Origin of the sequence: Adlercreutzia sp. ZJ242 (assembly GCF_011038995.1) — a bacterium.
GTDB lineage: Bacteria > Actinomycetota > Coriobacteriia > Coriobacteriales > Eggerthellaceae > CAAEEV01.
This window is the reverse complement of record NZ_JAAKEE010000028.1, coordinates 20,283-34,076: the sequence shown is the minus strand read 5'-3', so window position 1 is coordinate 34,076 and position 13,794 is coordinate 20,283. Positions and strand designations below refer to the sequence as shown.

General features: G+C 66.0%; 9 protein-coding genes and 1 pseudogene. 8 read left to right on the top strand and 2 right to left on the bottom strand.

Annotation, left to right across the window (positions count from 1 at the left end):
* Both G7Y49_RS07740 and G7Y49_RS07735 read left to right on the top strand, forming a co-directional pair.
* Positions 1 to 318 (top strand): annotated as a pseudogene (locus G7Y49_RS07740) (hypothetical protein); the annotation flags it as partial.
* A 60-nt stretch (positions 319 to 378) separates the two neighbouring features.
* The gene (locus G7Y49_RS07735; protein ID WP_165172641.1) at positions 379 to 2,115 is read left to right on the top strand and encodes a phospho-sugar mutase; all 1,737 of its coding nucleotides are present in this window, start codon (positions 379 to 381) and stop codon (positions 2,113 to 2,115) included.
* 1,363 nt (positions 2,116 to 3,478) lie between these two features.
* On the opposite strand, the gene G7Y49_RS07730 is transcribed toward G7Y49_RS07735, so the two are convergent.
* Complete coding sequence (locus tag G7Y49_RS07730) at positions 3,479 to 4,327, bottom strand: MerR family transcriptional regulator (protein ID WP_165172639.1); 849 nt, start codon at positions 4,325 to 4,327, stop codon at positions 3,479 to 3,481.
* Between the two features lie 272 nt (positions 4,328 to 4,599).
* On the opposite strand from G7Y49_RS07730, the gene G7Y49_RS07725 reads away from it, so the two are divergent.
* The 4 genes from G7Y49_RS07725 (at position 4,600) to G7Y49_RS07710 (ending at position 10,374) form a co-directional block, all read left to right on the top strand.
* Complete coding sequence (locus tag G7Y49_RS07725) at positions 4,600 to 5,289, top strand: DUF554 domain-containing protein (protein WP_165047377.1); 690 nt, start codon at positions 4,600 to 4,602, stop codon at positions 5,287 to 5,289.
* Positions 5,290 to 5,535: 246 nt separating this feature from the next.
* The gene (locus G7Y49_RS07720) at positions 5,536 to 6,366 is read left to right on the top strand and encodes a DUF364 domain-containing protein (RefSeq protein ID WP_165172637.1); all 831 of its coding nucleotides are present in this window, start codon (positions 5,536 to 5,538) and stop codon (positions 6,364 to 6,366) included.
* Positions 6,367 to 6,589: 223 nt separating this feature from the next.
* Complete coding sequence (locus tag G7Y49_RS07715; RefSeq protein ID WP_165172636.1) at positions 6,590 to 8,470, top strand: ABC transporter ATP-binding protein; 1,881 nt, start codon at positions 6,590 to 6,592, stop codon at positions 8,468 to 8,470.
* Complete coding sequence (locus G7Y49_RS07710) at positions 8,467 to 10,374, top strand: ABC transporter ATP-binding protein (protein ID WP_165172635.1); 1,908 nt, start codon at positions 8,467 to 8,469, stop codon at positions 10,372 to 10,374. Before G7Y49_RS07715 ends, G7Y49_RS07710 begins: the two co-directional genes overlap by 4 nt.
* A gap of 388 nt (positions 10,375 to 10,762) precedes the next feature.
* Here G7Y49_RS07710 and G7Y49_RS07705 read toward each other — a convergent pair whose 3' ends face one another.
* A complete protein-coding gene (locus G7Y49_RS07705; protein WP_165172634.1) occupies positions 10,763 to 11,245 on the bottom strand; it encodes a winged helix DNA-binding protein in 483 nt (160 codons plus the stop codon).
* Positions 11,246 to 11,802: 557 nt separating this feature from the next.
* On the opposite strand from G7Y49_RS07705, the gene G7Y49_RS07700 reads away from it, so the two are divergent.
* Both G7Y49_RS07700 and G7Y49_RS07695 read left to right on the top strand, forming a co-directional pair.
* Positions 11,803 to 12,246, top strand: a complete 444-nt coding sequence (locus G7Y49_RS07700; protein WP_165172633.1) for a GatB/YqeY domain-containing protein — start codon at positions 11,803 to 11,805, stop codon at positions 12,244 to 12,246.
* A 161-nt stretch (positions 12,247 to 12,407) separates the two neighbouring features.
* A complete protein-coding gene (locus G7Y49_RS07695) occupies positions 12,408 to 13,658 on the top strand; it encodes a hypothetical protein (protein ID WP_241157329.1) in 1,251 nt (416 codons plus the stop codon).
* Positions 13,659 to 13,794: the final 136 nt, after the last annotated feature.

Sequence of the window (13,794 nt, the reverse complement as noted above, 5' to 3'; positions counted from 1 at the left end):
GCGGACGGCGGGGAGCCGGCGAGCTCGGGCGGCGCGGGTGCGGGCGGCGGGCTGGCCGAGCCCGCGGGCGCGACGCTGGGCGCGCGCGACCTCCTGAGCGTGGTCGAGGGGCTCGACCCGCTGGCGATCGTGGCCGCCGACGCCGAAGCCGCCGCGCTGCTCGGGCGCGCCTACCGCTGCGAGCTCGCGCTCGACGCCGCCACGCGCGTCATGGGCCGCACGGTGGTGGCCTTTCGCCGCTTCGAAGACCTGCTCGAAACCCCGGATGAGAAGCAGAAAGCGTGGGCTCTGCTGAAAAAGATGCCCAAACTGGGATAATATGGGCTTCACCTGCGGCAGCGCCGCGGCGTGCACGCTCTTGATCGGAAAGGACCCCTCATGGAAGACATGATGAAGCTGCTCGACCTGTGGATCGCCAAGGCGGACGACCCCGTCGTGCAGGAGCAACTCCAGCAGCTCAAAGCCGGTGACGAGACCGCCGTGCGCGACGCCTTCTACCAGGACCTCGCCTTCGGGACGGGCGGGCTGCGCGGCATCGTCGGCGCAGGCCCCAACCGCATGAACGTCTACACGGTCGCGAAGGCCACGCAGGGCCTGGCGAACTACCTCAACGCGAGCTTCGACGCGCCCAGCGTCGCCATCGCGCGCGACAGCCGCAACATGGGCGAGACGTTCGTGCAGGTGGCGGCTGGCGTCTTGGCCGCCAACGGCATCCGCTCGCACTTGTACCCGCGTATCGAGCCCACCCCCGCGCTCAGCTTCGCCGTGCGCGACCTGGGCTGCGCGGCGGGCATCTGCATGACCGCGAGCCACAACCCCGCGCCCTACAACGGCTACAAGGCGTACGGCCCCGACGGCTGCCAGATCACCACGCAGGCGGCGCACGACATCCAGGCGGCCATCAACGCCGTGGACATCTTCGACGACGTGAAGCGCATGCCGTTCGACCAGGCCCTCGCCGAGGGCTGGGCCAGCTACACCGACGAGGGCACGCTCGACCGCTTCGTCGACGCCGTGTTCGCGCAGTCGCTCGAGGAGCCGGGCACGAACGCCGACGCCGGCTTCAAGGTGGTCTACACGCCGCTCAACGGCACGGGCCTCGAGTGCGTGACGCGCATCCTCGAGCGCGTGGGCGTGACCGACGTGACGCTCGTGGAGGAGCAGACCGCGCCCGACGGCAACTTCCCCACCTGCCCCTACCCCAACCCCGAGATCCGCGAGGCGCTCGAACGCGGGCTGGCGCTGTGCGAGGACGTCCGCCCCGACCTGCTGCTGGCCACCGACCCCGACGCCGACCGCGTGGGCGTGGCGGCGCTGCATGACGGCGAGTATCACCTGATCAGCGGCAACGAGATGGGCATCCTGCTGCTCGACTACATCTGCCGCACGCGCGCCGCGCGCGGCGAGGACCTCTCGCGCGCCGTGTCGCTGACCACCATCGTGTCAACCGCCATGGTCGACGCGCTGGCCGCCGAGTACGGCTTCCAGCTGCGCCGCACGCTCACGGGCTTCAAGTACATCGGCGAGCAGATCGGCCTGCTCGAGGCCGCAGGCACGCCCGAGCGCTTCATCTTCGGCTTCGAGGAGAGCTACGGCTACCTCTCCGGCACGCACGTGCGCGACAAGGACGCCGTGAACGCCAGCATGCTCATCTGCCAGATGGCGCGCGACTGGAAGGCGCGCGGCGTTGACCTGGTGGAGGCCATGGACGCGCTCTACCGCAAGCACGGGTACCACCGCAACGCCACCATCAGCCTGGAGTACCCCGGCGCCGCCGGCGCGGAGAAGATGGCGGGCATCATGAGCGGGCTCTCCGCGAACGCGCCGCAGGAGGTGGCGGGGCTGAGCGTGACCGCGTGCGTCGACTACCAGAAGGGCGTGGCCATGCCGTACGTGGGCTCGGCGGGCGCCGACGGCGAGGCCGACGCGCCTCAGACGCTCCCCGCGGCGGGCGTGTTCGAGATGCAGCTCGAGGGCGGCAGCAAGCTCATCGTGCGCCCGAGCGGCACCGAGCCGAAGATCAAGGCGTACCTGTTCGCCGCCTGCCCCACCCCCGAGGAGGCCGCCGACCTGCTGGCGAAGATGGACGAGGCCGCCCGCGCGATCCTGGCATAGGCGCGCTCGGACAGCGCGCGAACGCGCCTTGCGCAACGCGAACGCCCAGCGCAGAAGCGTCCGGCGCACGAAGCTCTGGTTCTTCGCGCTCATTTCGCGCCCACAACACTGCCCGCGCTTGAGAGCACCGGGCCCCGCGAAGACTCGCATCCTGCGATCTTCGCGGGGCCTTTTCTGACTCTGGGGCCTTTTCGTGCTTCGAGGCATCATCGGGCCTCGGGTCTTTTTTCGGACCCTGGGGCTTTCTTCGTGCTTCAGAGTCCTTTCGAACTTCGGGGCCTTTCTATCGGATCTCGGAGCTTTTTCTGGCTTCGGGGCCTTCTCGCAACGGGGTGGATTTGTGGAGAAATTGTAAGTACAGGCTAACTTTTAATGGCAACACCTTGCGCTGCATTGAAAGTTACTCTAAGATAACTTTTGTCGAAAGGGAACGGCACCGAAGAGCAGAGGCCCGAGCGAGACGTCGCGAAAGGCGCGAAGCTTGAAGGAGCCCGAACCGATCGCAACTCCTCCTCTCTTTGCTTTACAGGGCGGCGAGCATTCCTCGTCTTGCTTCGCCGCAAACAAGTTGAGCCCGCAGGATCCCCCTCCTTGCGGGCTCAACTTGTCTTTGCTTCCGGCAATACCCCTCGCCTTCGCCCCTGCAATACCCAGACGACACGCATCGTTGCTTTGCAGTACGCTGCGCCATGCCTTGTCACGCCACGCCGTGCCACGCCATGCCACGCTGCGTCACGCCACGCTATGCTGCGTCATCTTGCAACGTGTTGCCCCGCCCTCCTCCCTTTCCCTCAGTGCTGTTTTGCGAAACACGTTTCGCAAAACAGCTCCAAAAAGACAACGCAAGAAATCAGCCTGGCTCTCCCACCAAGATCCCCCGTCGAAACCTACCACTAAAACCTATTACCGAAGCCTCCTGCTGAAACCTCACGAAACAAGGAGGCGAAACGGGCGAGATTGCAAAACTGAACACTCCTGACGCAAACGCAAAACGCACGGGAACAAACGAATGTTTCACGTGAAACATTCGCGTTCGGAGCGCTCTGTCTTTCGGAGCGCCCTGCCTGGAGCGTTCGTGCTGCATGTGTCCGAACGCAGAAAAAGCCGCTGGGGGAAGCGGCTTTTTCCACATGAGAGAAACGGGGAGAATGAAGGTGTCTTTGTCTTATTCCTTTTGTTTACGTGGTTCATCATAGTCGCTTTATTATTTCTAGTCAAGAATAATCTTGAAAAAATATCATCAATCGGAGAACCTGCGTCTCGGGACGCCGGAGAGTCCGCGCTCAGAGGCGTCACGGGACGCCGGGGGGCTCGCGTTCGGGAGCATCACGGGACGTCTGAGGGGGGCTTGCGTTCGGGGGTGTCACAGAACGTCCGGGGGACTCGCGTTCAAGGGCGTCACGGGGATCTGTATCTCGGTGACGAACTCGGAGACGTCGTTGGTCAGGCCGAAGTCGATCATGGTGACCTCCCTCGAGAAGCCCGCCACGCCCAAGCCGCGCTCGCGCGCGAACCCCAGGAGGCGCTCGTAGCGCTGCGGCGCCGCCTCGTGCGAGCCGCGGAAGCGCGTGACCAGGCACGTCTCCTCAGGCAGCAGCACCGTGCCGCCGCGGTAGTCGTCCTCCTCGTCAAGCACGATGAAGATGAGCTCGTAGGGGTGGAAGCGCCCGCGCTCAAGCGACTCCTGCGAGAGCCCGATGCCCACCTTCCCCAGGAAGATCGCGGTGCTCTCCTCGTTGCGCTCGAGCTCGCGGATGTGAATCTCCAGGTCAAGTGCGCTCTCCACCGCGAAGCTCTTCTTGAGCAGCGCGATGCGGCGCGCCGGCACCCGCTCGAGCGCGATCGCGTCCATCTGCGCGCCCACGGCCTCGTCGATCTGCGCGAGGCGGTTGTCGATCTTGCGCTGGATCGCGCCGAGGCGCTCTTGGCGCTGTGCGACGTCGGCCCTCTGCTGCAGCAGCATCTCGCGTACGCCGCCGATCCCGCGGTTCTCGATGAACCCCTGGATGCGCTCGAGAGGGATGTCGAGCTCGCGCAGGTAGCGGATGGTGTTGAGGCGCTCGAACTGGCGCGTGCTGTAGTAGCGGTACCCCGTCGCGGGGTCGACGGCCTCCGGCGACACGAGCCCCAGCTTGTCGTAGTGCCGCAGCGTGCTCACGCTCAGGTGGAACAGCCGCGCGATCTCGCCTATCTTGAACAGGTCACCCTCCATGCGCCTCCCTTTCCCGCTTCGCCGCACTCCTTGCGGCATCCCGCACCTTCGGCCCTGCCGCCACGCCACCATGCCGCTTCGCTGCGGTTCCGCCACCTTATCATGCCGCCCCTTCGCAGCTCTTCCCTTCTCGCCGCTTCCCTTTCCCGCCGCTTCGGCGTTTTCTCATTTTCCGCTTGACTCTATAACCATTGTAGAGTTTTTAATACGTCTCGCACGCAGCAAATCACCACGAAACGCGCGCCAAGGCGCGCTGCCCGAAAGGAATCGCCATGATCGGAACCATCGTCAACGCAGGGTGCATCGCCGTCGGCAGCATCGTCGGCAGCGTGGTGAAGAAGGGGCTCGACGAGAAGCTCCAGAACGCCCTGTTCACAGCCATGGGGCTTGCCGCGCTCGGCATCGGCATCAACGCCGTGGTGCAGAACATGCCGAACAGCAACTACCCCGTCCTGTTCATCGTGAGCCTGGCGCTGGGAAGCCTGGCAGGCACCGCCGTCGACCTCGACGAGCGCTTCCAGCGCCTGAGCGAGCGCCTATCGAAGGGCAAGAGCGAGCTGGGGCGGGGCCTCTCCACGGGCATCCTGCTGTTCTGCATCGGCACGCTGTCCATCCTGGGCCCCATCCAGAGCGCGCTGTACGGCGACCACACCTACCTGTTCGCCAACGCCGCGCTCGACCTGGTGACCAGCATGGTGCTCGCGTCGGCGTACGGCATCGGCATGATCCTGGCAGCCGGCGTGCTGTTCGCGTGGCAAGGCAGCATCTACGGGCTCACGCTGCTGCTCGGCAACTTCGTGACGCCCGACATGATGTGCGAGCTGTCCGTGGTGGGCGGCTTCCTCATCGCGAGCACCGGCATCTCGATCCTCGGGATCAAGGACCTCAAGACCATGAACATGCTGCCCAGCCTCGTAGTGCCCATCGCCTTCTGCGCCGCGGCAAGCGCGCTGGGGTGGTAGGCTCCAACGGCGCGCGCGAAGCCCCTCGCATGCCGTGATCCCTGCGCGCACCCCACACGTCCGCGCGCCGCACCGCGCGCCACCCGTCCCGCGCGCCGCGGCAGGCGCGCTGGGATGGTAGGCGCCGCGCCCTCCTCTCGCTCCTTGTTTATTTTCCAACAAATATTATTTCTATACAGATATAATTAGGAAGTCACCCCCGGCCGCGCATCGCGCGCGGCAAACTTCAACGCGAGGAGGAGAGCCATGAGCGAACGAGCAGACGGAGCGAAGCGCCCGGAGAAGGCCGCGGCGTGGGAGCTCTACGACCGCCTCATCGAAGGCGTGCCCGCGGGCATCGCCGTGCGCGACTATTGCCTGGGAACGCGCTGGACGTACGTGGAAGCCGACTGCGGCATGGGCGTCAGCTTCTCCTGCAAGGGCGGCGCCCCGTACGCCCTGAAGGACGACCTGCGCAAAGCCGACCTGCGCAAGGTAGCTGAGCTTGCCAAGTCGTGGTGCTTCGAGGAAGCCTCGCTCGGCGTCGCCGCGCTGAACGCCTGGTACTCGCGCCCGGAGATGATCGACGGGCTGGGCGCCCTCTACGACGATCCCGTGGAGCTGCCCGACGGCACCACCCGCAAGCTGGACGCCTTCGGCGCGTGGCGCCCGCGCATCGAGGAGGCGCACCCCGACGGCGATGCGCGCGTCGTGGTGGTCGGCCACTTCCCCCACGTGGACCGCATCGAGGAGTACGCCCAGCTCACCGTGCTCGAGCGAAGCTGCACGAGCCCTATCGACACGCCCGACCCGGCCTGCGAGTACGTGATGCCCCTGGCCGACTACGCCTTCATAACGGGCGTCACGATCATCAACAAGACCTGCCCCCGGCTGCTGCAGCTTGCGCAACGCGCCACCACCGTCATGACCGGCCCCTCGGTTGTCATGTCGCCCGTTCTCTTCGAGCACGGGGCCGACACGCTGGCCGGCAGCGTGGTGGAGGACCCGGAGAAGGTGAGCTTCGCCGTGAAGACGGGGAAGGGGCAGTTCTTCGGGGAGGCCCTGCGCATGTCGTGGGTGAGCCGCCCCGGCTGCTAGCAGGCGTTAAGCGCGAAGCGGTGGCGAGCGCATAGCAGCACCCATGAGAAAAGGCTGGTCGAAGAGCGATGAATCGATCGTCGACCTGCTTCGCAGCGAGGACCCCGTCGGCTGACGCCGCACCGGGCCTCATGCGCGGACAAGCCTGTTGCGGGAAAAAGGGAGGTGTGCATTGCGGCAGCGAGTCGCAACCATATGCTGGGGCCTGCGCATGGCGTGGCATATGGACAAGCGCGTGCTCTTGCTCGCCTCCGTCCTCGTTGCCGCGCTTTCGGTGCTGCCTGCGGTCGCCCTCATCTTCAACCGCGCATCCATAGCGCAGCTCTCTGAGTTCCTGGCGTACGGAACGGGCACGTTCGCCGACGTGCTGCCCGACATCGTGGCATACGGGGCCCTGCTGGCGCTCATCGCGGTGTCGGGGCGCATGAACTCGGAATACCTCTCCGCGCTCATGGAGAACACCTACGCGTACGGCATGCAGGCGCATCTCATGGACGTGGTGAGCCGGCACGACATCATCACGCTGATGCGCCGCAACGTGAACGAGGACTTCAACTACATCATGCGCCGCTCCATGGCCCTGAACCAGATGATCGCCTGCCTCATATCCATGGTCGGCAAGGCGTTCTCCATCGCGTCGCTCTGCGTTGCGGCGGCAACGCTCTCGCCAGCGGTCCTCTTCATCGTGGCGGCATACGTGCTGCTGGCCGTGCTGCTGTCGGCGCACTTCTCGCACGGCACGCGCTTCTCGTGGCCGGTGTTCCGAAAAGCCGAGGTCAAGGCGCAGTTTCTTCAAAGCATGCCACAGGAGTCGAACGTGGCGAAGGAGATCAGGCTGTTCGGCTGCGCCGACGAGGTGGTGAGCGGGTGGGAGCGAGCCTACGACGTCCGCATGAGGCTTGCCGTGAGGCGATCCGCCGAGGCCGAGAAGCGCACGTTCCTCGCCAGCCTGCTGTTCTACGCGTTTCTGGCAGTCGCCATCGCCTCCCTGCTCGGCGCCCTTGCCGCCGGCGACGCCACGCCGGCGACGCTGCTTACCACGTTCTCGCTCTGCACGAGCCTGTTCACCGCCGTCGGCCCCATCACGCGCGACCTCATGAGCCTCGACGAGAACATGTTCGCCATCGAGCAGCAAAGCGACCTGCTGGACGGCTTCGACGGCGCCCCCACGGAGACAACGCGGACAGCAACCCGAGAAGGCCGCGCTGGCGAAGGCGCGGCGCCTGACGACGCAAGCGCCAGGGACGTCGCAAGCGCCAGGGACGCCGCAGGAAACGCGGGCACCAAAGCCGCCGCGATCCCCGTGTTCGAGGCGCGCGGCGTCACGTTCTCCTACACGGGCGCGAAGAACGACCTCGACGGGGTTGACCTCGTCATCATGCCCGGCGAAGTGGTGGCACTCGTCGGCGAGAACGGCTCGGGGAAGTCCACCCTCGCGAAGGTCCTCCTGGGCACGCTGCCAACGGATTCCGGAGAGCTCTCCTTTTGCGGCGTGCCCTACGAGAACCTTGCGGACGGCGCGCTCTCGAAGCGCATCGGCGCGTTCTTCCAGGACTTCTACCTCTACCACCACAGCGTCGCCGAGAACATCGCCTACGGATGCGTCGACCAGGTGGATGACCGCGAGGCCGTCCGCCGCGCGCTCAGGCGCGGCGGGGCCGAGCGCATCATAGACAGGCTGCCGCAGGGCCTCGACACGATGGTGCGCAAGCGCATCGACCCCAATGGCGTCGAATTCTCAGGCGGCGAGAAGCAGCTCCTGGGAACTTCGCGCGCCTACATGGGCGACAAGGACGTCCTCATCTTCGACGAGCCTGCGAGCATGCTCGACCCGCTTGCCGAACTCGACCAGTTTGCCCGCATCCGCTCGCACACGAGGGGCCGGACGGCGATACTCATCAGCCACCGAGTCGGATTTGCGCGGCTGGCCGACCGCATCGTCGTGATGGACCGCGGGCGCGTGGCAGAGACGGGGACGCATGACGAGCTTCTGCGAAAGGGCGGCCTCTATGCCCAGCTCTTCCGCGACCAAGCCCAGTTCTACCTGGACGACGACGGCACGAGCAGCGTCACGCGCAAGGTGTCCGAGGAGATGATGCGATGAGCGCCGTGCTCAAGCCGCCCTCGAGCACGGCGGCTCCCGCGCGCGACGACGCGCACATCTCCCCTCGCGAGTTCTTCGCGCTCGTCGGACGCTCGCTCGCCGTGAGCTACAAGGCCCGCGGGGCGGCCTCGTGCGCGGTGAGCGCGATCGGGTTCGCCTTCGCGCTGGCGCCGTCGGTGCTGGCGTGGCTCATGGGCGTCTTCACCGACGCGGTGCAGGGCGTGTTCGAGGGCACCGCCCCCGCGGGAAGCGCGTTCGCCATGCTGGCCGCGCTCATGGGCGTCTACGTTGCGCAGCTCGGATACACGTGCCTGCGCAGCTACTTCGAGCAGGCCGACTCCGAGCGCATGATGCGCTACATCAGAAAGCGAACGCTGTCCATCACCTGCCGAGTGCGCATGCGCCACATCGACAACGAGGGCGGCTTCGCCGAGCGCTCGTCGTTCGTGGACACCGCAGCAGGGCTCCAAGCTGCGGGCTCCATGCAGCAGATCGCGCTCTGGATGCAGAACGCCGTCGCGTTCTGCGCGCTCGCCGTGGTCCTCGCGGGCGTTGACGCGTGGATGATCGTCATCGTAGTGGTCACCGCGCTGCCCTCGGTCATCCTGACCTACGCTCAGGAGCGCGAGCGCTACCGCCTCTCGCGGTCGCTTGCTCGCACGAGCGCGTTTGCCCAGATGTACTACCAGGATGCGACGCGCTTCCAGACGCTGCAGGAGGTCAGGTTCAACCGCATCTTCCCTTACGTCAAGGCGCGGAAGTGGCAGCCGAGCGTCGACGAGGTCATCCTGAAGGACGGCTCGATGAAGCGCCGCCATGCCGTGGCGAACGCCTGCGCCGACCTGTTCTCGGGCTCGGTCTACGTGCTCGTGCTGGCGCTGGCCGCCGCGAAGATCTACGCGGAGCCAGCGCTTGGGCTCGGCGTGTTCACGCTGACGCTCTCAGGGGCCGCCCAGATGCAGTCGCTCGTGTCGCAGCTGTTCACCGGCGCCACCGCGTTCGTGGCGAGCGCGCCCTACATCCAGGACTTCTTCTCCCTGGAAGACTTCGAGCATGAGCCGGCTGCCGAGGCGCCAGACCGCATCGCCGCCGCCACGCCAGACCGCATCGCCGCCAACGCTCCCGACGTCCGCTCTCCCGAGCCCAGCGCTCCTGCCGACATCGTGTTCGAGAACGTGCGCTTCACCTACCCAGGAGCGCCTGACGAGGCGCTTCGAGGCGTGAGCGTGACCGTGCGCGAAGGCGAGCGCGTCGCCGTCGTGGGCAGGAACGGCTCGGGCAAGTCCACGTTCGTGAACCTGCTCTGCGGCTTCTACGCCCCCGACTCGGGGAAGGTCACGGTATCAGGGCTCAACCCGTACGAGAACCCCGTGCGCGTGCGCGCGGACCTGTCGGCCGTGTTCCAGGACTTCGCGCGCTACGAGGACACCATCAGGGAGAACATCGCGATCTCGGCTCCAGGACGCGCGCGGGACGACGCCGCCATGATGTCTCTCGCGAAGAAGACCGGCGCGTCGGGCACGATTGCATCTCGCGAGAAGGGGCTCGATGACGTGGTGGGCTCCTACAGCGAGCGCGGCAACAACCTCTCGGGAGGCCAGTGGCAGCGCGTCGCCATCACACGGGCCGCTTGGAGGAGCCGGGCGCGCATCATGCTCCTCGACGAGCCGACGAGCGCGCTCGACCCGATGGCTGAGGCCGAGATCTACCGGAACTTCTCCGACATCGTCGAAGGCAGGACGGCCCTTCTGGTCTCGCATCGGCTCGGCATCGCCTCGCAGGTGGACCGCGTGCTGGTCTTCGACGGAGGCCGCATCGTCGAAGACGGCTCACCTGAGGAGCTGATCGCCGCAAACGGCCTGTTCGCCGAGCTCTACCGCTCGCAGGCGCAGTGGTACCGATAGCGCCTCGCGCGTCCCTCGAAGCTCCCCTCAGAAGGAGACGGAGACGACATGCTGTACGTGCAAGCGCGCCGTGCCCGAAGCCAGATCCTTCGACTCGCTTCGCTCGCTCAGGATGACATGGGGGAAAGTGACCTCATTCGGGATGATGCGAGGGAGCAAGCTCGCCGGGATGACGCGAGGCCCTCTATGCGGAAGGGGTTGTGGCAGAAGCCCTGAGCAGCCGTTTTGATCCGCTGCATATCAGAAGGAAACGCAAGAAGCCCACCACATATTGTGGCGGGTTTCTTGCTGATGAGGCTTCTGTTGCAGCTACTTTCTCAGTCCAAAGGAACGCCCAAGGGCTTTGCCGCAGAGAGCTGGCGCGACGAGCCGTCAGCGTGCCGCCGTGCTAGCGGCGGGCGCGACGGGAGTGGCAGTGCTTCCTGCCGCTCTTGCGCTTGCCGTGCGCGCCGTGCTCCTTGCAGGACACGATGATCTTCTCGGTGATGGCGTTGAGCTGGGCGATCTCCTCGTCGGTGAGGCAGGACAGGATCTCCTCGGCCGTCTTGGAGTTGGCGGCGCAGCGCCTCTCGGCGATCTTCTCGCCCTCCTCGGTGAGCTTCACCGTGTAGGTGCGCTTCTCCTCGGCATCCTCGATGGTGACGTACCCGTTGCGCTCGGCCTTGCGCACGACGTTCTTCAGCTCGCCGCGGTCGAAGCTCAGGCGCTCGACGAGCTCGCGCGAGGAAGCCTGGCCGCCCGAGACGTGCAGGACCTTCAGCAGCGCGCCCTGGCCCTTCTTGTAGCTCTTGGGGCCGTTCTTGCGGAACGCGCGGTTGGTGAGCTTGCTCGCCTTCTTCATCTGGGAAAGCGCCTTGGTGGCGGTGGTCATACTACGTGCCTTCTTTCTTCTTCTCTCCTGGTTTTTCAAGCTTGCCCACTATAGCCCTCCGACAAGCGTGCGTCGAGTTTTTGCAACAGTTATTCACAATATAGCTATTGAATAATTCTTTTCCCAGATAAATTGCCTCTTAAGTATTATTCACAAAAGAATATATTGACAAGGGCAGCGGAAGCGAGGGCTTTCCGCCCGCAACGCGCCTGCGTCAGGGGCCCACCCGAAGCATGGGCTCATGACGAGAGAAAAGCCGCTGGGTGGACTAGCGGCTTTTCTCTCACAAGAGAGGAGTGGAGGTTTTTTCTTAGCTTCTGCTTTCTACGGAAGCTATCATACATGACTAATTATCCCTAGTCAAGAATAATTCTGAGAAAAATACCTCGCTCGGCCCTTAGCTCCCGCTCGGCCCTTCGCGCGGCCCTTCGCTCCCGCACGGCCCTTCGCTCCCGCACGCCTTCGCTCTGCGCGCCCCACGCCCCCTCTCGCGCACGTCTTCCCGGCGAGCGCTATACTAGCGCTCGAAAACGCACACCGAGCCGAGGAGGACGAACATGGAGTATCAGCAGCTGCAAGACGAGATCAAGGCCGCCATGAAGGCGCGCGACAACCGCCGCCGCGACATCCTGCGCCAGGTGCACACCGAGCTCAAGGCCATCGAGGTGAACGAGCGCCGCGACATCGTGGAGGCTGACGTGGACGCCATGCTCAAGCGCGTGATCAAGCAGACGAAGGAGACGCTCGACGGCTCCATCAAGGCCGGGAACAACCAGGAGCGCACCGACACGCTGGCCGCCCAGGTGTCCATCCTTGAGGAGTACCTGCCCCAGCAGGTGTCGGGCGACGCGTTGCTCGCGCTCATCGACGAGACGCTCGCCGAGACGGGCGCGTCCACGAAGAAGGACATGGGCCGCGTGATGGGCGCGCTGACGAAGAAGACGGGCGGCAACTTCGACAAGGCCGCCGCAGCCGCCGAGCTGGGCAAGCGCCTGGGGTAGGTCGAGCACGCAGGCGGCGGAACAGACGAAGAGGCGGCGGCGCCCTCAGCGGCGGTTGGGGGGCTTTTGTGGGGTTGAGCCTTTCCGGCATGCCCTTTGCTATGCTAGTGCAGCGAACAGACGTCAAGAGCAACCGAAGCACATTAAGGAAACCCGCTCTCATGATACTGCATGGCACCCCGCTGCCGCCCCATACCGCCGCGCGCCCCCTTGCAGGACGCGCCGCACCTGCCACCGCCACCGCGCAAGCCATCTCGCCCGCCGCGCCAGCGTGCCCCTTCGCGCATCCCGTCGCGACGGCCTGCATCGCCGTGCTCGTCGCGCTCGCGCTCGCCCTCGCGCCGCTCGGCGCCTGTATGGGCGCAGGCGCGCTCACGCAGGCGCATGCCGAGACCACCGACATCGAGGCCGAGGCCGATGCGGCGCAGCAGGCCATCGAGGAGTCGGCGCGCATCTACAACGAAGCCACCGAGCACGTCGCCGAGCTCGAGCGGCAGATCGCAGACAACGAGAGCTGCATCTCCGCGATAGAGGAGCAGCTGCCCGCGCAGCGCGAGCGCAGCGGCGCAGCGCTCGGCGAGCTCTACAAGTTCCAACGCGAAGGCTCCTCGCTCATCGACCTCATGCTCTCCGCCGAGAGCTTCCAGACCTTCCTCACCTCGGTCGACTTCCTCGGACGCGTGTACGGCACGCACATGGGCGAGGTGGAGAAGCTCCTGGCGATGACCTCCGAGCTCGACACGCAGAAGAACGAGCTCGCCACGGCGCTCACGCAGGCTCAGGAAGAGGAGGCGCGCGCGGCCCAAGCGCTTGCTGAGGCGCAGGAGGCGCGCGAGCGCGCGCAGCGGGAAGCCCAGGCGCGCGCCGAGGAGGAGGCGCGCGCGGCCGCTGAGGCGCAGGCGAAGGCGGAGGCCGAGCAGGCCGCAAAGGATCAGGCCGCGAGCGACGCCGCGTCGAGCGCAAGCAGCTCGGCGGGCAGCGCGAGCGCCCCGAGCGCCGTGCCCGAGCCCGTAACGCCACCCGTGAACGACAACGCCGACTGGTCAAGCGACAAGGCGGCGTTCGTGAGCTCCTGGGCTGGGCGCATCGACGCGTACCTGGCTGGCTCGCCCCTCGCCGGCCAAGGCACCACGTTCGCAGAGGCAGCATGGGACTACGGCGTCGACCCGCGCTTCTCGCCCGCCATCTCGTTCGTCGAGAGCTCGAAGGGCGCGGCCTGCTTCCTGCCGTACAACGCGTGGGGCTGGGGCTCGGTAAGCTGGGGCAGCTGGGAGGAGGCCATCGACGCCCACGTCCGCGGCTTGGCACGCGGCTACGGCTACACGCTCTCCGAGGCCGCCGCCAAGAAGTACTGCCCGCCCAACTGGCAGCACTGGTACAACAGCGTGTCCGCCGAGATGAACAAGATCTAGCGGGGCCAACCGAACAGAGAAGCCTCTGATCAAGCCCCTGCGACTAAGAAGCGCGGTCTGTTCCGCTTTACTGCCGATGCTTACTGCCGATTTCTCCTTCGCTTCATCGGCAGAAAAGTCGAAGGCCCTGTCTTCT